Source organism: Streptomyces sp. NPDC017676, from assembly GCF_044329325.1.
In the GTDB taxonomy this organism is placed as follows: domain Bacteria; phylum Actinomycetota; class Actinomycetes; order Streptomycetales; family Streptomycetaceae; genus Streptomyces.
In genome coordinates, this window is the sequence record NZ_JBIRJA010000009.1 from 113,054 (window position 1) to 132,697 (window position 19,644).

General features: G+C 71.8%; 18 protein-coding genes. 7 read left to right on the plus strand and 11 right to left on the minus strand.

Annotated features, from left to right (window positions below; genetic code table 11):
* Window positions 1-151 precede the first annotated feature (151 nt).
* Window positions 152-538, minus strand: coding sequence for a cupin domain-containing protein (locus ACH4LD_RS20925; RefSeq protein ID WP_398054802.1), 387 nt, complete (start codon window positions 536-538; stop codon window positions 152-154).
* Window positions 539-589: 51 nt separating this feature from the next.
* Here ACH4LD_RS20925 and ACH4LD_RS20930 point away from each other — a divergent pair, with 51 nt between their 5' ends.
* Window positions 590-1,642 carry a helix-turn-helix domain-containing protein gene (locus ACH4LD_RS20930; protein ID WP_398054803.1) on the plus strand — a complete coding sequence of 351 codons (1,053 nt, stop codon included), beginning with the start codon at window positions 590-592 and terminating at the stop codon, window positions 1,640-1,642.
* Here the strand turns inward: ACH4LD_RS20930 and ACH4LD_RS20935 are convergent.
* Window positions 1,596-2,099: a hypothetical protein gene (locus ACH4LD_RS20935; protein ID WP_398054804.1), complete on the minus strand. Its 504-nt coding sequence runs from the start codon at window positions 2,097-2,099 to the stop codon at window positions 1,596-1,598. The two genes, ACH4LD_RS20930 and ACH4LD_RS20935, sit on opposite strands and share 47 nt — an antisense overlap.
* Before the next feature lie 91 nt (window positions 2,100-2,190).
* On the opposite strand from ACH4LD_RS20935, the gene ACH4LD_RS20940 reads away from it, so the two are divergent.
* Window positions 2,191-2,685, plus strand: a complete 495-nt coding sequence (locus ACH4LD_RS20940) for an LURP-one-related family protein (RefSeq protein WP_132785067.1) — start codon at window positions 2,191-2,193, stop codon at window positions 2,683-2,685.
* A 167-nt stretch (window positions 2,686-2,852) separates the two neighbouring features.
* On the opposite strand, the gene ACH4LD_RS20945 is transcribed toward ACH4LD_RS20940, so the two are convergent.
* A complete protein-coding gene (locus tag ACH4LD_RS20945; RefSeq protein WP_132784773.1) occupies window positions 2,853-3,653 on the minus strand; it encodes a carbon-nitrogen family hydrolase in 801 nt (266 codons plus the stop codon).
* Between the two features lie 183 nt (window positions 3,654-3,836).
* Between ACH4LD_RS20945 and ACH4LD_RS20950 the strand changes: the two genes are divergently transcribed.
* Entirely contained in the window at window positions 3,837-4,661 is an 825-nt protein-coding gene (locus ACH4LD_RS20950) for a maleylpyruvate isomerase family mycothiol-dependent enzyme (protein WP_398054805.1), read from the plus strand.
* A gap of 61 nt (window positions 4,662-4,722) precedes the next feature.
* Here the strand turns inward: ACH4LD_RS20950 and ACH4LD_RS20955 are convergent, their stop codons facing one another.
* Together ACH4LD_RS20955 and ACH4LD_RS20960 are read right to left on the minus strand one after the other, a co-directional pair.
* Entirely contained in the window at window positions 4,723-6,033 is a 1,311-nt protein-coding gene (locus tag ACH4LD_RS20955) for a nitrate/nitrite transporter (RefSeq protein WP_398054806.1), read from the minus strand.
* Window positions 6,030-6,704 (minus strand): GntR family transcriptional regulator, encoded by a 675-nt coding sequence (locus tag ACH4LD_RS20960; protein ID WP_103813660.1) that lies wholly within the window; start codon window positions 6,702-6,704, stop codon window positions 6,030-6,032. Before ACH4LD_RS20960 ends, ACH4LD_RS20955 begins: the two co-directional genes overlap by 4 nt.
* Window positions 6,705-6,894: 190 nt before the next feature.
* Here ACH4LD_RS20960 and ACH4LD_RS20965 point away from each other — a divergent pair, with 190 nt between their 5' ends.
* A complete protein-coding gene (locus ACH4LD_RS20965) occupies window positions 6,895-7,797 on the plus strand; it encodes a D-alanyl-D-alanine carboxypeptidase family protein (protein WP_398054807.1) in 903 nt (300 codons plus the stop codon).
* A gap of 74 nt (window positions 7,798-7,871) precedes the next feature.
* Here ACH4LD_RS20965 and ACH4LD_RS20970 read toward each other — a convergent pair whose 3' ends face one another.
* From ACH4LD_RS20970 to pdhA, 3 genes are read right to left on the minus strand one after another with little or no spacing between them, the layout of a single operon-like run.
* Window positions 7,872-9,275, minus strand: coding sequence for a dihydrolipoamide acetyltransferase family protein (locus tag ACH4LD_RS20970; RefSeq protein WP_398054808.1), 1,404 nt, complete (start codon window positions 9,273-9,275; stop codon window positions 7,872-7,874).
* 10 nt (window positions 9,276-9,285) lie between these two features.
* On the minus strand, window positions 9,286-10,263 hold the full coding sequence (locus tag ACH4LD_RS20975; RefSeq protein WP_103813530.1) for an alpha-ketoacid dehydrogenase subunit beta: 978 nt from the start codon (window positions 10,261-10,263) through the stop codon (window positions 9,286-9,288).
* Between the two features lies 1 nt (window position 10,264).
* The gene (gene pdhA, locus ACH4LD_RS20980) at window positions 10,265-11,494 is read right to left on the minus strand and encodes a pyruvate dehydrogenase (acetyl-transferring) E1 component subunit alpha (RefSeq protein WP_398054809.1); all 1,230 of its coding nucleotides are present in this window, start codon (window positions 11,492-11,494) and stop codon (window positions 10,265-10,267) included.
* Window positions 11,495-12,033: 539 nt separating this feature from the next.
* Between pdhA and ACH4LD_RS20985 the strand changes: the two genes are divergently transcribed.
* Window positions 12,034-13,050: a phosphotransferase gene (locus tag ACH4LD_RS20985; RefSeq protein ID WP_207928319.1), complete on the plus strand. Its 1,017-nt coding sequence runs from the start codon at window positions 12,034-12,036 to the stop codon at window positions 13,048-13,050.
* Window positions 13,051-13,202: 152 nt separating this feature from the next.
* On the opposite strand, the gene ACH4LD_RS20990 is transcribed toward ACH4LD_RS20985, so the two are convergent.
* Complete coding sequence (locus ACH4LD_RS20990) at window positions 13,203-14,846, minus strand: protein kinase (protein ID WP_398054810.1); 1,644 nt, start codon at window positions 14,844-14,846, stop codon at window positions 13,203-13,205.
* A 343-nt stretch (window positions 14,847-15,189) separates the two neighbouring features.
* On the opposite strand from ACH4LD_RS20990, the gene ACH4LD_RS20995 reads away from it, so the two are divergent.
* Window positions 15,190-16,833 carry a protein kinase gene (locus ACH4LD_RS20995; protein ID WP_398054811.1) on the plus strand — a complete coding sequence of 548 codons (1,644 nt, stop codon included), beginning with the start codon at window positions 15,190-15,192 and terminating at the stop codon, window positions 16,831-16,833.
* Between the two features lie 82 nt (window positions 16,834-16,915).
* Here ACH4LD_RS20995 and ACH4LD_RS21000 read toward each other — a convergent pair whose 3' ends face one another.
* Window positions 16,916-17,461 (minus strand): bacterial proteasome activator family protein, encoded by a 546-nt coding sequence (locus tag ACH4LD_RS21000; protein ID WP_132784785.1) that lies wholly within the window; start codon window positions 17,459-17,461, stop codon window positions 16,916-16,918.
* Between the two features lie 174 nt (window positions 17,462-17,635).
* On the opposite strand from ACH4LD_RS21000, the gene ACH4LD_RS21005 reads away from it, so the two are divergent.
* Window positions 17,636-18,466, plus strand: a complete 831-nt coding sequence (locus ACH4LD_RS21005; RefSeq protein WP_398054812.1) for a hypothetical protein — start codon at window positions 17,636-17,638, stop codon at window positions 18,464-18,466.
* A 171-nt stretch (window positions 18,467-18,637) separates the two neighbouring features.
* On the opposite strand, the gene ACH4LD_RS21010 is transcribed toward ACH4LD_RS21005, so the two are convergent.
* A complete protein-coding gene (locus ACH4LD_RS21010) occupies window positions 18,638-19,618 on the minus strand; it encodes an NAD(P)H-quinone oxidoreductase (RefSeq protein WP_398054813.1) in 981 nt (326 codons plus the stop codon).
* Window positions 19,619-19,644: the final 26 nt, after the last annotated feature.

The following is a 19,644-nucleotide window of genomic DNA, read 5'->3' on the forward strand; positions in this document are numbered from 1 at the left end:
GGGCGGACTGTTCGGCCGGCTTTCCTCCGGCTCCCGCACCGTTCGACCCGGGGGTGGTCCCGCTGGTTGGGCAACACCCTTGGGAACACCGGAAGTTCATCCCCGGAACACCTGGTGTCCCGGTGGATTCCGGCGTCCCGTCAGGAGCGCTTCAGGAGAGCGCGTGACCCGTGGTCGCGTCCACATGGCCGGGAACGTCCTCGTGCCGGTCGCCGACCGTCAGCGTCCCGGTGGGCTCGAAGAGCAGGATCTCGGTGGGCACGGGCGCGTACGGCTTGTGTTCGGTGCCGCGCGGGACGGTGAACACCGACCCCTTGGGCAGGACCACCGTGCGCTCGCCGGCCGGCTCGCGCAGGCCGATGTGCAGTTCGCCGGAGAGGACCAGGAAGAACTCGTCGGTGTGTTCGTGCGCGTGCCAGAGATGTTCGCCCTCCACTTTCGCCAGGCGGACGTCGTAGTCGTTGACGGCGGTGACGATGCGGGGGCTCCACTGCTCGGAGAAGGAGGCGAGGGCCGTGTCCAGGGAGATCGGTTCCATGCGCTCATCGTGGGGGGTGACGGAGCACCGCACGAGTGCTAGGAATCGCATATGCCGCAAGGATCCTCTCACCGTGTCGTCCTGGTGGTCGACGACAACTCCAACCCCTTCGAGATGAGCTGTGCCATCGAGGTCTTCGGGCTGCCACGGCCCGAGCTGGGGCGGGACCTGTACGACTTCCGGCTGTGCGCTGCCGAGCCGCACACCCGGATGCGGGACGGTTTCTTCACGCTCGGCGGGGTCGCCGGTCTGGAGGCCGCCGAGGAGGCCGACACGCTGATCGTGCCGAACCGCCCGGACACCGAGGTCCCGCGCGCCAAGCGCGTCCTGGACGTCGTACGCCGGGCACACGCGCGTGGCGCCCGCCTCGTCGGCTTCTGCTCGGGCGCGTTCACGATCGCGGAGGCCGGGCTGCTGGACGGGCGCCGCGCGGCCTGTCACTGGATGTGGGCGGAGGCCTTCCGGTCCCGCTTCCCCGAGGTGCGCCTGGAACCGGACGTGCTCTTCGTGGACGACGGCGACATCCTCACCGCCTCCGGCAGCGCCTCCGCGCTCGATCTCGGCCTGCACCTGGTCCGCCGGGACCACGGCGCGGAGATCGCCAACCACGTCTCCCGGCGGCTCGTCTTCGCCGCGCACCGGGACGGCGGACAGCGGCAGTTCGTGGAACGGCCGGTGCCCGAGGTGCCCGACGAGTCCCTCGGCCCGCTGCTGGCGTGGGCGCAGGAACGGCTGGGCGAGCCGTTGACGGTGGCCGACCTGGCGTCCCGCGCGGCGGTCAGCCCCGCCACGCTGCACCGGCGCTTCCGCGGCCAGCTGGGCACGACCCCGCTGGCCTGGCTCACCGCGGAGCGGGTGGCCCTGGCGTGCCGTCTGATCGAACGGGGTGAGGAGCGGCTGGACGTCGTGGCGGCGCGCAGCGGCCTGGGTACGGCGGCCAATCTGAGGGCGCGGCTGCGGCGGGAGACGGGGCTGAGCCCCTCGGAGTACCGCAGGCGGTTCGGGGCGGTGCCCGTGGCGGGTACGGCCGGCCGGACGCACCGGTCAGCGGACCGGGTCAGGACGGCGGGGACGGGTCCGATCCCGCGGTCGCCCGCGATCTGACCTGCTCGCCCCAGGCGTCCGACAGCGCCTTCGGGACCTTCGCCGTCAGGCCCCCGTCCTTGGTGAAGGCGAGCCCCCGGACGTACGCGCTGCTGCCGCAGCCGTCGGTCCAGTGGGTGAGCCGTACGTCGACGGACGTGTCGATGACCGGCCGTTGCTCGCCCTTGCGCGTGACCCGGAAGCGGACCGGACCGGAGGCGGGGTCGACGTCACGCGGCAGCGGGAGGCTCACGTCCGTGATCCGCTCCCGGCGCAGGGTGTCCTCCGCGCACTCGCCCCGCGCGCACAGCTCGTAGGAGCCGCCGGTGAGATCGCCGTATCCCCGGTGGTCGAACAGCACGCCGACGCCGGAGACGACGTCATGGCCGGCGCACGGCTCCCCGTACGAACACCCGGAGGCGGCCGCGAGCAGGGCGGCCCCGGCGGTCAGCAGACCTGCCCGCCTGATCGGTCTCATCACTTCCTGTCCCCTCCGCGGCCCTTCAGGCCGACCTGGCGAACCGGCACAACCTGTGACGATCAGCACGCGCCGGGGAAGCATGACCCGTATGAGATTCCTCGTGCGCGACCGGATCCTCGGCATCGGTGACGACTGGTGGATCGAGGACGACCAGGGCCGGAAGGTGTTCCTCGTCGACGGCAAGGCGATGCGCCTGCGGGACACCTTCGAGCTGAAGGACACCGAGGGCCGGGTCCTGATCGACATCCACCAGAAGATGTTCGCCCTGCGCGACACCATGCTGATCGAACGCGACGGCGAGCCCCTGGCCAGGATCCGGCGCAAGCGGCTGTCCCTGCTGCGCAACCACTACCGCGTCTCCCTGGTGGACGGCACCGAACTCGACGTCAGCGGAAAGATCCTGGACCGCGAGTTCGCCGTCGAGTACGACGGCGAACTCCTCGCGGTGATCTCCCGCCGCTGGCTGAGCATCCGCGACACGTACGGCGTGGACGTCGTACGGGAGGACGCCGACCCGGCGCTGCTGATCGCGGTGGCGGTGTGCGTGATCCACCTCGCCGAGAAGGAGGGGGAGGAGGACTGACGGGGCTAGGGTCTTTCGTTCGGATCAGGCCGGATCAGGGAGCGGGGTCTGGTGCCGTGCATCGCAAGGCGGAGGAGGGCGCCATGGCGGAGCCATGGCCACCGACGACAACGCGGCGAGGCGCGGTGCCAGGGCCCGCGAGCCCGGCATGATCCGAACGAAAGACCCTAGCTCGGGCGCCGGGGCGGTTCCAGACCCAGCACCCGGTCCTTGAGCGCCGGGAACTGTTCGCGGGTCGCGGCGACCTTCGCCGGGTCCAGGTCGACCGTGAGGACCTCTTCTCCGGGGCCGGCCTCGGCGAGCACCTCACCCCACGGATCCACCACGATCGAGTGACCCGCCTGCGGAACTCCGGCGTGGGTCCCGGCCGTTCCACAGGCGAGCACGAACGCCTGGTTCTCCACCGCCCGCGCCTTGGCCAGCAGCGTCCAGTGCGCGCGTCGCCGCTCGGGCCAGCCCGCCGGGATCACCAGCGTCTCGGCACCGGCGTCCACCAGACCGCGGAAGAGTTCGGGGAAACGGAGGTCGTAGCAGGTGGCCAGGCCGAGCGTGGTCCCGGGCAGCCGGGCCGTCACCAGGTCCCGGCCCGCGCCCATCAGCACCGCTTCGCCCTTGTCGAAGCCGAAGCGGTGGATCTTGCGGTAGGCCGCGACCAGGTCACCGGAGGGGGAGAAGAGGAGAGACGAGTTGTAGAGGGTGCCGTCAGGGTCCCGCTCGGGAAGGGAGCCGGCGTGCAGCCACACGCCCGCGTCGCTCGCCGCCTTGGCCATCGCCTCGTACGTCGGACCTTCGAGCGGCTCGGCCGCACGGCCGAACTCCTCGAAGGCGAAGGCACCGGTGGTCCACAGTTCGGGCAGGACGACGAGGTCGGCGCCGCTCTGCTCCCGCACCAGCGCGGCCACGCGCCGGCGCCGGGAGTCGACCGGTTCGCCCTCGTCCACGGCGATCTGGATCAGCGAGGCGCGCACACTACCACCGTCCTGGCATTCGAGTCGTCCACACGGGCCTACGATCGTCACACGAAAGCACTGCCGGGGTGCCTTTCAGCAGCGTAACTTAGCCTCTCAAGACACCCGCCGAAGTGCAGCCGCCGCCCGCTGGCCATGCCGCCACAACCTGCCCGTGTACCGACCGCCGAGGGGTCCTGTTCCGTGAGTCTGCATCCCACCCTCCAGCCCTACGCCGACGCCTGGACCCACTCCATCGAAGCGATATCCGAGATGGTGCAGTCGCTCGTCGAGGGCGAGTGGAACCGGCGGACGCCCTGCCCCGGCTGGTCGGTGCGGGACATCGTGTCCCATGTGATCGGCCTGGACTGCGAGATGCTCGGCGACCCGCGCCCCATCCACTCCCTGCCGCGCGACCTGTTCCACGTCACCACCGAGCACCAGCGCTACATGGAGATGCAGGTCGACGTCCGCCGCCACCACACGGCGCCGGAGATGACGGCCGAGCTGGAGTACACGGTCATCCGCCGCAACCGCCAGCTGCGCAACGAGGCCCGGGACCCCGGCACCAAGGTGCGCGGGCCGCTGGGCACGGAGATCACCCTGGAACAGGCCTACCGGGCCCGGGCGTTCGACGTGTGGGTGCACGAGCAGGACCTGCGCGCGGCCCTCGGCCGCCCCGGCAACCTGGACTCGCCGGGCGCCCACGTCACCCGGGACGTCCTGCTGGAGGCGCTGCCCAAGGTCGTGGCGCACGACGCGGACGCCCCGCGCAGCTCGGCGGTCGTGTTCGACGTGCACGGCCCGGTCGAGTTCCTGCGCACGGTCCGCGTCGACATCCAGGGCCGCGGCACCGTGGAGACCGCCCCCGCTCTCGGCCCCGCGGCCACCCTCAGCCTCGACTGGGAGACCTACGTCCGCCTGGCCTGCGGCCGGGTGAGCCCCGAGGCGGTGGCGGACCGGGTGAAGACGGAGGGCGACCAGGACCTGGCGGCGGCCATCCTGCGCCACTTCGCGGTGACGCCGTGACGGCACCCGGCGGGCCTCCCGGCCCACCGCGGGCGGGTGGGCACGCGGCAGGACCCTCGGCTCACGCCGCGGGCACGTGCACCGTCTCCACCCGGCTGGCGACCAGCCGCTCCCGCTCCCGCCGGGCCGCCCGCCCCCGCAGCCGCAGGATCTGACCGATCCCGAGCGCCTGGAGCACGAACACGGCGCTGAACGCCACGGTGTAGTCGTCCCCGGTCGCGTCCAGCAGCACGCCGATCGCGAAGAGCGTCGTCATGGAGGCGATGAAGCCACCCATGTTGGTGATGCCGGACGCCGTGCCCTGTCGCTCGGGCGGGTTGGCCGGCCGGGCGAAGTCGAAGCCGAGCATCGACGCCGGTCCGCACGCGCCGAGCACCGCGCACAGCACCAGCAGCAGCCACATCGGCGCGTGCTCCCCGGGGTAGGCCAGGGTCGCCGCCCACAGCAGCGCGGTGGCGGCCACCGTGCCCAGCGCCAGCGGCAGCCGCGCCGCGTGGTGCCGGGCGACGATCTGTCCGTAGACCAGGCCGATCACCATGTTGGACAGCACGACGAGAGTGAGCAGTTCGCCGGCCGTGCCACGGCTGAGGCCCTGCGCCTCGACCAGGAACGGCAGGCCCCACAGCAGCAGGAACACCATCGCCGGGAACTGGGTGGTGAAGTGCACCCACAGACCCAGGCGGGTGCCGGGCTCCCGCCAGGACGCGGCGATCTGCCGGCGGACGTAGGCCGCGCCCCGGTGCGGGGACGGCTCCGGCTCCTGCCCCTCGGGGTGGTCCTTCAGGAACAGCAGGGTGAGCACGAGGACGACCGCGCCCGCCAGCGCGCTTCCCGCGAACGCCGGGGTCCAGCCGATGCCGTGCAGCAGCCGGGACAGGACCAGGGTGGAGACCAGGTTGCCCGCCATGCCGACCAGGCCCGCGAGCTGCGCCACCAGCGGCCCGCGCCGGGCCGGGAACCAGCGGGTGCCGAGCCGCAGCACGCTGATGAAGGTCATCGCGTCGCCGCAGCCCAGCAGCGCCCGGGAGGCGAGCGCGGTGCCGTACGAGGGGGAGAAGGCGAAGCCCAGTTGTCCGGCGGTGAAGAGCACCGCACCGATGCTCAGCACCTTCTTGGTGCCGAGGTGGTCCACGAGCAGGCCGACGGGTATCTGCATGCCCGCGTAGACCAGCAGCTGGAGGATGGAGAACGTGGAGAGCGCGGAGGCGCCCACGTGGAAGCGGTCGGCCGCGTCGAGGCCGGCCACCCCCAGTGACGTACGGAAGATGACGGCGACGAAGTAGACGGCCACGCCTATGGACCACACGGCGACGGCCCGGCGTCCGCCGGGCGGATCGCCCGGAAGGGTGGCGCTGCGGCCCGCCAGGCTCATCGGACCTCACCCCGTGCCAGGTGCGAGAACCAGCCCACGTGCCGGTGCACGATCCCGACGGCCGCCTCCGCGTCGCCGGCGCGCAGCGCGTCCAGGATCTCCTCATGCTCGGCGAGCGTCTTGGCGATCCTGTCGGGGTGGGAGTGCATGACGGCGACGCCCATCCGCAGCTGCCGGTCGCGCAACTGGTCGTAGAGCCGGGCGAGGATCTCGTTGCCCCCGCTGCGCACGATCTCGGCGTGGAAGCAGCGGTCGGTGACCGCGGCGGCGGCCAGGTCACCGGCGGCGGCCTGCGCCTTCTGCTGCTCCAGCAGCTCGGCCAGCCGCTCCAGCAGGCCCGGCGGCGCGGGTACGGCCTTACGGGCCGCGTGCTCCTCGACCAGCAACCGGGTCTCCACCACGTCGGCGATCTCCTGCGCGGAGACCGGCAGGACCAGGGCGCCCTTCTTCGGGTAGAGCCGGATGAGGCCCTCCACCTCCAGCCGCAGCAGCGCCTCCCGGACGGGCGTGCGCGAGACCCCGACGGCCTCGGCCAGCTCCCCCTCGGTGAGCAGGGTGCCGCCCTCGTAGCGGCGGTCGAGCACACCCTGCTTGACGTGGGTGTACACGCGGTCGGCGGCGGGTGGCTGCTTGAGGGACTGCGGGGCGGACTGCTCGACGGCCGTGTTCATGCCCACAGCATAGATACAACACGTACGCAAGGGCGGGACCGTCCATCATGCGGACGTGACGAACGCCTCTCGCAGCGCCCGCACAACCTTCTGTGCTACTTACGTGTCACACTTATGCGGCCCCCCTCCCGCTTGCCACCTCAACTCGGCCGCAATCCAGGGGCATTCAAGACATTCGAGGTACATCACTTTGATTACCGGCATCAAGGGCATCCGCCTCCGCAGAGCAACTGCCGTCGCCGTCACGTCCGGCGCGCTGCTCGCGACCGGTGCCCTCACCGCAGCGCCCGCGCAGGCCGTCACCGCGCCGTCGATCGTGGCCAAGGGCGGGTTCGTGATGAACAACGCGAACAGCTCGACGCTGTACGGAAAGGCGGCGGACACCAAGCGCTCCACCGGCTCCACCACCAAGATCATGACCGCCAAGGTCGTGCTCGCGCAGTCGAACCTGAACCTCGACGCCAAGGTCACGATCCAGAAGGCGTACAGCGACTACGTCGTCAAGAACAACGCCTCCCAGGCCCACCTGATCGTCGGCGACAAGGTGACGGTCCGCCAGCTCCTGTACGGCCTGATGCTGCCGTCCGGCTGCGACGCCGCCTACGCGCTCGCCGACAAGTTCGGCTCCGGCTCCACGCGGGCCGCGCGGGTGAAGTCCTTCATCGGCAAGATGAACACCGCCGCCAAGAACCTGGGTCTGAAGAACACCCACTTCGACTCGTTCGACGGCATCGGCAACGGCTCCAACTACTCGACGCCGCGCGACCTGACGAAGATCGCCAGCAGCGCGATGAAGAACTCCACGTTCCGCACGATCGTCAAGACCAAGTCGTACACCGCGAAGACGATCACCAAGACGGGCAGCACCCGCACGATGAACCCGTGGAAGAACACCAACGGGCTCCTCAGCAGCTACAGCGGCACCATCGGCGTGAAGACCGGTTCCGGCCCGGAGGCCAAGTACTGCCTGGTCTTCGCCGCGACCCGCAACGGCAAGACCGTCATCGGCACCGTCCTCGCCTCCTCCTCCATCGCCCAGCGCGAGGCGGACGCGAAGAAGCTCCTCAACTACGGCTTCGCCAAGCTCGGCTGACGCACCGACGACAAGGGCCCGCCGCACCTCCGTGCGGCGGGCCCTTCGCCGTGTGCCGGCGAGTTGTCGGGCGGTCAGGCCCAGGTGATCAGTCGCTTCGGCTGTTCCAGGATCGCCGCGACGTCCGCGAGCACCTTCGAGCCCAGTTCGCCGTCCACCAGGCGGTGGTCGAAGCTCAGGGCCAGGGTGGTGACCTGACGCGGCTTCACCTTGCCCTTGTGGACCCACGGCTGGAGCTTGATCGCACCGACCGCGAGGATCGCCGACTCGCCCGGGTTGAGGATCGGGGTGCCGGTGTCGACGCCGAAGACGCCGACGTTGGTGATGGTCACCGTGCCGCCCTGCATGGCCGCGGGGGAGGTCTTGCCCTCGCGGGCGGTGGACACCAGCTCGCCCAGCGCCTCCGCGAGCTGCGGGAGCGTCTTGTCCTGCGCGTCCTTGATGTTCGGGACGATCAGGCCGCGCGGGGTGGCCGCGGCGATGCCCAGGTTGACGTAGTGCTTGCGCACGATCTCCTGGTTCGCCTCGTCCCAGGACGCGTTGATGTCCGGGTTGCGCTTGATGGCGACCAGCAGGGCCTTGGCGATCAGCAGCAGCGGGTTGACCCGCAGGCCCTGCATCTCCTTGTCCTGCTTCAGCTCCTCGACCAGCTTCATCGTGCGGGTCACGTCCACCGTCACGAACTCGGTGACGTGCGGCGCGGTGAACGCCGAGCCCACCATCGCCTGCGCGGTGGCCTTGCGGACGCCCTTGACCGGGACGCGGGTCTCCCGCGCGGTGTCGTACGACGCCACGGGCGCCGGGGCCGCGGGAGCGGCGGGCGCCGCCGTGACCGGGGCGGCCGGCTCGGCCGTGCGGGGCGTGGCCGCCGCGTGGACGTCCTCACGCGTGATGATGCCGTCCGGGCCGGACGGGGTGATCGCGGCCAGGTCGACGCCCAGGTCCTTGGCCAGCTTGCGCACCGGGGGCTTGGCCAGCGGGCGGGACTTCTCGGCGATCGACCCGCCGTGGCCGTTCAGCTCCGCCTGGACCGCCTGTGCCGGCGCCGGGACGGTGACCTCGGGGCCCTTGCGCGGGCGGCGCCGGGTGGAGGAGGTCGCCACGCCGTACCCGACGAGGACCGGCTGACGACCCTCCGGCTTGGGCTCCTTGGCCGGCGCCTCCGGCTGCCCGGCGGGGGCCTCCGGCTGCTCCGCGGGGACCTCCGGCGCGGCGGCGCCGGCCAGGGCCACCGCGATGATGGGCGTGCCCACGTCCACCGTGGTGCCCTCGGGGAAGTGCAGTTCGCGGACCACGCCGTCGTAGGGGATGGGCAGCTCGACGGCCGCCTTCGCCGTCTCCACCTCGCAGACCACCTGGCCGTCCGTCACCGTGTCGCCCGGCTGGACGTACCACTTGAGGATCTCGGCCTCGGTGAGTCCCTCGCCCACGTCGGGCATCTTGAACTCGCGTACGGACGCTTCCGTCATCGTCGTCACGACCCTCTCCTCAGTACGCCAGCGAGCGGTCGACGGCGTCGAGCACACGGTCCAGGTCCGGCAGGTACTCCTCTTCCAGGCGCGCCGGCGGATACGGGGCGTGGTAGCCGCCGACCCTGAGGACCGGTGCCTCCAGGTGGTAGAAGCAGCGCTCGGTGATCCGGGCGGCGATCTCCGCGCCGGAGCCGAAGAACACCGGTGCCTCGTGCACCACGACCAGGCGGCGGGTCTTCTCCACCGAGGCCTGGACGGAGTCGAAGTCGAGGGGGCTGACCGAGCGCAGGTCCAGGACCTCCAGGGACTTGCCCTCCTCGGCCGCCGCGTCCGCCGCCTCCTGGCACAGCTTCACCATGGGGCCGTAGGCCGCCAGGGTCAGGTCGGTGCCCTCGCGGACCACGCGCGCCTTGTGCAGCGGGGCGGGGATCGCCTCGAAGTCGACCTCGGCCTTGTCCCAGTAGCGCCGCTTGGGCTCGAAGTAGATCACCGGGTCGTCGCTCTGGATGGCCTGCTGCATCATCCAGTACGCGTCCGACGCGTTGGACGGGGAGACCACCTTCAGGCCGGCCACGTGCGCGAACAGCGCTTCCGGAGACTCCGAGTGGTGCTCGACCGCGCCGATGCCGCCGCCGTAGGGGATGCGGACCACGACCGGCAGCTTGACCTTGCCCAGCGAGCGGGCGTGCATCTTGGCCAGCTGGGTGACGATCTGGTCGTAGGCCGGGAAGACGAAGCCGTCGAACTGGATCTCCACCACCGGGCGGTAGCCGCGCAGGGCCAGGCCGATCGCGGTGCCGACGATGCCGGACTCGGCGAGGGGGGTGTCGATGACCCGGCTCTCGCCGAAGTCCTTCTGCAGTCCGTCCGTCACCCGGAAGACGCCGCCGAGCTTGCCGACGTCCTCACCCATGATCAGCACCTTGGGGTCGGCGTCCAGGGCACGGCGCAGCGACTCGTTGATGGCCTTGGCCATCGCCATCTTCTCGGCCATGTCAGTGACCCCCTTCATCGGCGAACGACGCCTGGTAGGCGGCGAACTGGGCGCGCTCCTCGTCGACGAGCGCGTGCCCGTCCGCGTACGCGTTCTCGAAGATGGCGAAACGGTCCGGGTCGGGCATCGCGCGGACCGCTTCGCGCACTCGTCTGCCCAACGCCTCGGACTCGGTCTCAAGTTCCGCGAAGAATCCCTCGTCCGCGTGGTTCGAGGCCTCCAGGTACCGGCGGAGCCGCAGGATCGGGTCCTTCGCCTCCCAGGCCAGCCGCTCCTCGTCGCCCCGGTAGCGGGTGGGGTCGTCGGAGGTGGTGTGGGCGCCCATGCGGTAGGTGAACGCCTCCACCAGGGTGGGTCCCTCACCGTTGCGGGCGCGCTCCAGCGCCCACTTGGTGACGGCGAGGCAGGCCAGGACGTCGTTGCCGTCGACGCGGACGCCGGGGAAGCCGTAGCCCTGCGCCCGCTGGTAGAGCGGGACGCGGGTCTGCCTCTCGGTGGGTTCGGAGATCGCCCACTGGTTGTTCTGGCAGAAGAACACCACGGGGGCGTTGTAGACCGCGGAGAAGGTGAACGATTCGGCGACGTCGCCCTGGCTGGAGGCGCCGTCGCCGAAGTAGGCGATGACCGCCGAGTCCGCGCCGTCCTTGGCCACGCCCATCGCGTAGCCGGTGGCGTGCAGCGTCTGGGAGCCGATGACGATCGTGTACAGGTGGAAGTTGTTGCTGTTCGGGTCCCAGCCGCCGTTGTTCACGCCGCGGAACATGCCGAGCAGGTTGGTCGGGTCGACGCCGCGGCACCAGGCGACGCCGTGCTCCCGGTAGGTCGGGAAGACGTAGTCGTCCTCGCGGGTGGCCCGGCCGGAGCCGATCTGGGCGGCCTCCTGGCCCAGCAGGGAGGCCCACAGGCCCAGTTCGCCCTGGCGCTGCAGGGCGGTGGCCTCGGCGTCGAAGCGGCGGGTGAGCACCATGTCGCGGTACAGGCCGCGCAGCTCTTCGGGGGTGATGCCGGCGACGTAGGCGTCGTACTCGGCGTTCTTGACCCGCTTGCCCTCCGGCGTCAGGAGCTGCACGAGCTCCGGCTCGGTGCTCTTCCTGGCGGTGCTGCGGGTGGTGCGCTTGGTGCCGGTGGCTCCGGTCGCGGCGCCGGTGGTGCCGGTCTTGCCGCCGGCGGTGCCGGCCTTGCCTGCGGCGGTGCGTCGCGGCTTGCGCGCGGCACTGCTCTCCACGGTCACGTGTGCTCCTCCGTCGTTCCGGCCCCCGGGGTTGCCGGTAGGCCAGTGCGGCTCACCTGTTTCGACCACCGGGCACGGGGTGGGTGCCACTCGGCCGGGAACAGGCGTGACAGGTGCCCCGGCGAGCGCCCTGCAACCATCACGTTACCCAGTGCCCCACATTTCTGTGAAACCCCGTTTGACCTGCGATTTTGCTTGGATTTCCAAGTAAATCGAGGTGATGCGGAAGCGCGCTGGTCACAGCCTTGCGGCAGTCCGGAGCACCCGCACGTTATCCCGCGCACCCAGGTCACGGGAAGAGTTTCATGTGAGACCGGCCTCGCACACAAAGAAGGAAAAGTCGCGGTATTTCTACTGCATTCGGATGAGGCCGCGGGGTGCGTACGAACGAGGACCGCGCCGTGGCCCGCGGCGAGCGGGAAAAGCCCGTCTCGTGACCGAAAGCGACCGTCGGCGACTGACTGTGACAAGCCCCAGCTCACACGGGCTGCGCGTGCCCTAGCATCTGGCGCGTGCCGCGCTCATGTGTACCACCCCCCGTGCCCCACGCACTCCCCCTGGGCGCCCTGCTCCGCCTGTACGCCGCGGGGACCGCCCTCACCTGTGAGCCGGTCGACCAGGGCCTGCTCAACCGCGGCTACCGGCTGTGCACCACCAGCGGCCGTTACTTCCTCAAGCACCACTTCGACCCGGACACCGCCGACCCGGCCGCCATCGAGCGCCGGCACCTGGCCACCCAGCGCCTCGCCGACCTCGGCGTCCCGGTCGCCGTACCGCTCCCGCACCGCGAGGGCCGCACGGTCGCCGTCGTCGGCGGCCACGCCTACGCGCTGCATCCCTGGATCGACGGCAGGCACCGGCACGGCGGCCAGCTCACCCGGGGGCAGAGCGCGCGCCTGGGGGCGCTCCTGGGCGCCGTGCACGCCTGTCTGGAGCGTGTGATGCCCCCCAAGGGGCGTACGCGCCCGGCGACGAGCCCCCACCCGGTGGAGAGCGCGGACCCGGCCGACACCTTCGCCCTCATCGACGACCTGCTCGCCCATGTGCGCCGGCACCGCCCCGCCGACGCCTTCGACGAACTCGCCCGGCACCGGCTGCTGGAGCGCCGCGCGCTCCTGGAGCAGCACGCGGACCGGCGCCCGCCGCGCGGCGGTTCGGTGGGCTGGGTGCACGGCGACTTCCACCCGTTCAACCTGCTCTACAAGGACGACGCCCCGGCCGCCATCGTGGACTGGGACCGGCTCGGTGTGCAGCCGCGCGCGGAGGAGGCCGTACGCGCCGCCGTCATCTTCTTCGTGGCGCCCGGCGGGACCCTGGACCTGCCGAAAGTGCGTGCCTACGCGCGCGCGTACCGGCGCGCGGCCGGCGCCACCCCCTCGGAGCTGTCCGCGGCCGTGCACCGGGTGTGGTGGGAGCGGCTGAACGACTTCTGGATGCTGCGCTGGCACTACGAGCGCGGCGACACGCGCGCGGACACCCAGTTCCCGGCCGCGTCGGCCCTCGCGGTGTGGTGGACCCGCGAGTACGACGCGGTGTGCGACGCGTTCGTGCAGTAGGCGCCGGGCATCAGGTCCCCGGCGGGCGGGACGCCCCGCGCGAGCAAGACGCCCCGTGCGGGCGATGAGACGCCTGCGGGCGGGGCGCCTTCGTGCGGCGGGCCGGCGGCGTCACCTCAGGGGGACGCCGTCCCGGCCGCCGTGGGTGTCCTTCAACCGGTGGTGGTGCCGGTGCTGCCGTCCGTCGTGGTGCCCTCGGTGGTGCCGGCGTCACCGGTGCCCGCGTCGGTGCCACCGGCGTCACCGGTGCCCGCGTCCGTGCCACCGGCGTCACCGGTGCCCGCGTCCGTGCCGCCGTTCGTCGGGTCCGTGGGCTGCGACTGCGAGGTCTGCGGCTGCGAGGGCTCGGTGCTCGGGGTGGAACTGGCCGTCCTCGACGGGGTGTACGACGGGGTGGTCGCCGGCGGCCAGCCGCCGGAGCCGGTGCCCGTGTCGGAGCCGCTGTTCGTCTCGGTCTCCGAGGGCTGGTCGGTCTTGTCGTCGGACGGGGTCGGGGTGGGCGATTCGTGCTTCGTGCTCTTGGACTGCGTCTTGGTCGGCTGGACGTCGGTGTCGTCGCCGCCGCTGCCGCCGCCCGCGCCGTTCAGCGCCAGTGCCACGCCCGCCGCGATCGCGATGACCGCGAAGACGGCGAGGAGCCACAGTTTGCCGCGTCCGCCGCCCTTGTTGCCGTGTCCCTCGAAACCGCCGTCGTCACCGCTGCCGTAGCCCGCGGGCAGGATCGGCTGCGGGATCTGCGTGGTGCCCGAGGCGTCCGACGCCGGGTGGGGCATGACGGTCGTCCCGGCGAAGCCGCCCGCCGGGGTCTGCCGGCCGTCGTGCGTCTCCACCGGGCCGGTGTTCCAGGTGCCGGTGTGCCCGCCCTGGTCATAGAGCATCTGCAGGCCGTACTGGACGAGCCCGCGCATCTCCTCGGCCGTCTGGAACCGGTCGTCGGGCTCCTTGGCGAGCGAGCGCATGACCAGGCCGTCCAGCTCCGGCGGGCAGGTCCCGTCGGAGACCTGCGACGGCGGCACCGGCATGTCCTGGACGTGCTGGTAGACCACCGACAGCGGGGTCTCGCCGGTGAACGGGGGCCGCAGCGCGAGGAGTTCGTACAGCAGGCAGCCGGTGGCGTACAGGTCGGAGCGGTGGTCGACGGCCTTGCCGAGCGCCTGCTCCGGGGAGAGGTACTGCGGGGTGCCCATGACCATGCCGGTCTGCGTCATCGTCGTCGACGCGCCGTGCAGGGCGCGGGCGATGCCGAAGTCCATCACCTTGACGGCACCGCTGTCGGTGATGATGACGTTCGCCGGCTTGATGTCACGGTGGACGATGCCGTGCTGGTGCGAGTAGGCGAGCGCCTCCAGCACCCCGGAGACGATGATCAGGGCCTGCTCGGGGCCCGGCGCCTCGGCGTTCATCAGCAGGTCGCGGATGGTGCGGCCCTCGACGAGCTCCATGACGATGTACGGCACGGACTGGCCGCCCACCGTGTCCTCGCCGGAGTCGTACACGGCGACGATCGCGTGGTGGTTGAGGCCGGCGACCGACTGTGCCTCGCGGGTGAAGCGGGCCTTGGAGACCGGGTCCTCGGCCAGGTCCGCGCGGAGCAGCTTGACCGCGACCGTCCGGCCCAGGCGGACGTCCTCGGCCGCGAACACCTCGGCCATGCCGCCCCGGCCCAGCCGGTGCGTGAGCCGGTACCGGCCGTCGCCGACGAGCCCGCCGTTGCCCCACATCTCCGGCGCGTCTGACATGCCGCCGCCAGTCGCCTCGGGGTCGGACGGGCCCTGAGAGCGCTGCGTCTGTGCCATCAGTCCTCGCCGTCGTTTCTGCCCGCGGTGCGCGCGGTGTTGTTACGGTCTCCGTCCGCCACGCTACAGCCTCCGCGGGGGCCACCGGTTCGGAACGGCAACCGGGACCGACCCGAGACGGACCGGTCATGAAACCTCTAGCACGCGCTGTCGTGCAAATTCTGTGCGCCGGTCGTACGCCCGCTGTAACGCTTGCGCGACGCTTCTTGCGCGTACGGTCACGGAACGGGCACCGAGCTTGACGTGTCCGGGCCCTCGGGCAGACTTGGCCGGGAATGACACATTCGATCAAGGCCTGTCCGCCGGCTGACGGCGCCGCACGGCCGGTGGGGGACGCGGAGAGATGAGCCAGGACGGCGCACACGGCCGGTACGCGGGGCAGGCGCTGGCCGGGGGCCGCTACCAGCTGCGCGACTTGCTGGGCGAGGGCGGCATGGCCTCCGTGCACCTCGCGTACGACGCCGTGCTGGACCGCCAGGTCGCCATCAAGACGCTCCACACCGAACTCGGCCGGGAACAGGCCTTCCGTGAGCGCTTCCGCCGCGAGGCGCAGGCCGTGGCCAAGCTCACGCACACCAACATCGTCTCCGTCTTCGACACGGGCGAGGACGAGTTGAACGGCATGGCGACGCCGTACATCGTCATGGAGTACGTCGAGGGCCGGCCGCTGGGCTCCGTGCTGGAGGAGGACATCCGGCAGTACGGCGCGATGCCCGCGGACAAGGCCCTGAAGGTCACCGCCGATGTGCTCGCGGCCCTGGAGATCAGCCACGAGAAGGGGCTGGTCCACCGCGACATCAAACCGGGCAACGTGATGGTGACCAAGCGTGGCGTGGTCAAGGTCATGGACTTCGGCATCGCCCGCGCCATGCAGTCCGGCGTCACCTCGATGACCCAGACCGGCATGGTCGTCGGCACCCCGCAGTACCTCTCGCCGGAACAGGCCCTCGGCCGCGGCGTGGACGCCCGCTCCGACCTGTACTCGGTCGGCATCATGCTGTTCCAGCTGGTCACCGGGCGGCTGCCGTTCGACGCGGACTCACCGCTGGCCATCGCGTACGCGCATGTGCAGGAGGAGCCGGTGGCGCCCTCCTCGGTCAACCGCGCGCTGCCGCCCGCCGTGGACGCGCTGGTCGCCCGCGCGCTGCGGAAGAACCCGAACGAGCGCTTCCCGACCGCCGAGTCCATGCGCGACGAGTGCCTGCGGATCGCGGCCTCCCTCCAGGCGGCACCGCCGAGCATCGTGCCGGGCGCCGGTCCGACGCAGAGCGGCTCGGGCGTCGGCTCCGCGGTGTTCCCGCCGGTCGACCGGACGGCCCCGGCCCCGCACGGGCAGGTACAGACGCCGTACCAGCCGGCCCCGGCACCGGCACCGGTCGCGAACCCGTACGGCCATCCGACGCCCGCCGCTGGTTACGGCTACCCGCAGCAGGGCGGCTACCAGACGCACCCCGTGGGCTACGGCCCCCAGGGCGCCGCCCCGACCCCGCCGCCGTACACGATGGCGCCGCACCAGGCGGGCCGGCCCGGTGGCGGCCGGAGCCGGCGGCCGGTGGTCATCGGTTCGGTCGCGGTGGCGGCCGTTGTGGCCGTGGGGCTGATCGTCGCGCTCACGCTGAGGCACACCGGCGACGACACCAAGGGCGGCAGCGGCGGATCGAGCGCCTCCGCCTCCGCCTCCCACCGGGCGGGCTACCGCCCCCCGGACACCACCCGGCGGATCGACACGGCCAAGTGCACCGATCCGCAGGAGTCCTACAGCGACCCGGACAAGATCGAACTGCCCGACTTCCGGTACAAGGACATCGGCTCCGTGAAGAAGTGCCTCCAGGCCGCGGGCTGGAAGTGGGACATCAAGCACGAGGACGACAACACCTGGGGGGAGGGGACCGTCCTCAACCAGTTCCCCGAACAGGGCACCGACGTCGACGAGGACGACGTGGGCACCATCGAGCTGAGGGTGTCGACGGGCAACCCACCGCAGTGAACCGCCCCCGGATGTCCGGGGTACGGGTCGGGCCCGGCGGTCGTCCGCCGGGCCCTCGGTGTGTCCGGCCGAGTCGGGGGGCTTACAGGTAGGGCCCGCCCGAGCGGCCGCCGGTGTGCTGGTCGTCGCCGCCCTCGTGGCCGGTCATGCCGGGCGGGAGGGCGCGGCGCATCTGCTCCAACTGGGCGCGGGCGGCCATCTGCTGGGCGAACAGCGTCGTCTGGATCCCGTGGAAGAGGCCCTCCAGCCAGCCCACCAACTGTGCCTGCGCGATCCGCAGTTCCGCGTCGCTCGGGGTGACGTCGTCGGTGAACGGCAGGGAGAGCCGCTCCAGTTCCTCGACCAGTTCGGGGGCCAGGCCGTCCTCCAGCTCCTTCACCGAGCTGGCGTGGATCTCCTTGAGTCGCACCCGGCTGGCCTCGTCGAGGGGAGCCGCCCGCACCTCCTCCAGAAGCTGCTTGATCATGCTGCCGATCCGCATGACCTTGGCCGGCTGTTCCACCTGCTCCGTCACCGGGGTCTCACGGGAGTCCTCGTGCCCGTCGCCACCGCCGAGCGCCATCCCGTCCTGACCCACGACAAGGATCTGGGGGTTCCCCGGCGACCGTTCGTTCCTCGGCATCTCCATGCCGCCATTGTCTCGCACGCCACCACCTCATCACCGTGGTGCCCCCTTGTGGGGCTGATCCACCGTTTAGACCCGACGGCCTAATCCGGAATGCCTCCTTTGCCATGGAATGTGAGGCTGGTTCCCGTCGGTTTTCCATCGGTCACGGCACCTGGGCCCCGGGAGGTCACCGACGTGACTGCACGCCCACGACTCACGCTGCGCTGTCTCCGGCTGCTGGTCGTCGTCGCGGCGACGGCACTGCCGGCGCACGGCACCGCCGTCGCGTACGGCGCCACCGCCGTCCTCGCCGCGGAACCGGGCTCCGCCCGCCCGTCCGCCACCGGACACCGGGAGCAGGCTGGAACGCGGCAGGGAACCAGGGAGGGCGCGGCCCGGAAGCACGCGCCCGCGCTGACGGCCGTCCCGGCACACGCGCCCCCCGAGGACACGGCTCCGGAACACGCCGCCCCGGACCGCGGACGCCCGGACCAGGGTCCCCCCGACGAGGCGTCCGCGGAGCAAGCGTCCTCCGACGAGACGTCCCCGGAGGAGACCTCCGACGAGGCGTCCCCGGACGAGACGTCCTCGCAGGACGCGTCTCCTGTCCCTCCGATGCCGTCCGACTCCGCCTCGGCGTCGGTCCGCCCCTATCGCCCCCTCGCCTCCGTGGAGCCGTCCCGTGCGGGCAGCCGGGCCGGTGAGGGGCGGATGCGGCCGGGGCGGCCGGACGGCCCCGAGATCGAGGACGAGGACGACGACCCCCCTCCCGCCACGCCTGCCGCCCAGCCCGAGGAGCCTGAGGAGCCGGAGACGGCGGAGGTGCCGAGCGTCTCCCCGTCGCCCCTGGAGACCGGCCCGGACCCCACCGGTTCCCCGCGGGGGCCCGGCGCCGAGCAGGCGGCCCCACCGGGCGAGGCCCCCACGGAGCCGGTCCTCCGGATCCTCCCGCTCGGCAGCGGTCTGGTCCTCATCGGCCTGGGCCTGGGGCTGGCCCTCCTCGGCCTGAGACTCCGCAAGAGCTGACCGCCAGGAACGGCCGGGGACCTCCTTGGATGGCCCGGGGACCTCCATGGACGGAGCGGACCGGACCGGGGCGGACCGGACTGGAGCGGACCAGGGCGGACCGGACTGGAGCGGACCGGGGCGGACCCGAACCGGACCGGGTCTCGCGGCACCGCCCCGCACCGCCTCCCGCTACGGCGCGACCAGCAGCACCTTGCCGATGTGGCCGCTCTCCTCCACCAGCCGGTGCGCCTCGGCAGCCTCCGGCATCGGCATCTCGCGGTCCACGACCGGGCGGACGTGCCCGGCGGCGAGCAACGGCCACACGTGCTCGCGTACGGCGGCGACGATGGCGGCCTTCTCCTCCAGCGGGCGGGCGCGCAGCGAGGTCGCGCTGATCGCGGCCCGCTTGCTGAGCAGCGTGCCGATGTTCAGCTCGCCCTTCGCACCGCCCTGCATGCCGATGATCGCGAGGCGTCCGTTGACGGCGAGCGCCTGGACATTGCGGTCCAGGTACTTCGCGCCCATGTTGTCGAGGATGACGTCGGCGCCCGCACCGTCGGTGGCCTGCTTGATCTCGGCGACGAAGTCCTGCTCGCGGTAGTTGATCAGTACGTCCGCGCCCAGTTCGGCGCACCGGTCGAGCTTCTCCTTCGTCCCGGCGGTCACCGCGACCCGGGCGCCGACGGCCTTGGCGAGCTGGATGGCCATGGTGCCGATGCCGCTGGAACCGCCGTGCACCAGCAGCGTCTCGCCCGGACGCAGATGGGCGACCATGAACACGTTGGACCAGACCGTGCAGACGACCTCGGGCAGCGCTGCGGCGCGCGTGAGGTCCACGCCCTCGGGCACGGGCAGCAGCTGCCCGGCCGGTACGGCGACCTTCTCGGCGTAACCGCCGCCCGCGAGCAGCGCGCACACCCGGTCACCGACGGCCCAGCCGGAGACGCCGGCGCCGAGCGCGGTGATCGTGCCGGAGCACTCCAGGCCGGGGTAGGGGGAGGCGCCGGGCGGCGGGTTGTAGAAGCCCTGGCGCTGCAGGATGTCGGCACGGTTGACGGCGCTGGCCACCACCTCGACCAGCACCTCGCCCTCGCCGGGCACCGGATCGGGGACCTCGTCCCACACCAGAGCCTCGGGACCACCAGGTTCGGGAATCGTGATCGCATGCATGCCGGTGACGCTACTCCCCCGGTGAC

Coding starts and splice junctions, on each gene's coding strand:
- ACH4LD_RS21000 (WP_132784785.1), bottom strand. CDS start 17,461: ATGGAGATGCCGAGGAACGAACGGTCGCCGGGGAACCCCCAGATCCTT.
- ACH4LD_RS20935 (WP_398054804.1), bottom strand. CDS start 2,099: ATGAGACCGATCAGGCGGGCAGGTCTGCTGACCGCCGGGGCCGCCCTG.
- ACH4LD_RS20955 (WP_398054806.1), bottom strand. CDS start 6,033: ATGAGCCTGGCGGGCCGCAGCGCCACCCTTCCGGGCGATCCGCCCGGC.
- ACH4LD_RS21010 (WP_398054813.1), bottom strand. CDS start 19,618: ATGCATGCGATCACGATTCCCGAACCTGGTGGTCCCGAGGCTCTGGTG.
- ACH4LD_RS20975 (WP_103813530.1), bottom strand. CDS start 10,263: ATGGCCGAGAAGATGGCGATGGCCAAGGCCATCAACGAGTCGCTGCGC.
- ACH4LD_RS20930 (WP_398054803.1), top strand. CDS start 590: ATGCCGCAAGGATCCTCTCACCGTGTCGTCCTGGTGGTCGACGACAAC.
- ACH4LD_RS20940 (WP_132785067.1), top strand. CDS start 2,191: ATGAGATTCCTCGTGCGCGACCGGATCCTCGGCATCGGTGACGACTGG.
- ACH4LD_RS20990 (WP_398054810.1), bottom strand. CDS start 14,846: ATGGCACAGACGCAGCGCTCTCAGGGCCCGTCCGACCCCGAGGCGACT.
- ACH4LD_RS20960 (WP_103813660.1), bottom strand. CDS start 6,704: ATGAACACGGCCGTCGAGCAGTCCGCCCCGCAGTCCCTCAAGCAGCCA.
- ACH4LD_RS20995 (WP_398054811.1), top strand. CDS start 15,190: ATGAGCCAGGACGGCGCACACGGCCGGTACGCGGGGCAGGCGCTGGCC.
- ACH4LD_RS20925 (WP_398054802.1), bottom strand. CDS start 538: ATGGAACCGATCTCCCTGGACACGGCCCTCGCCTCCTTCTCCGAGCAG.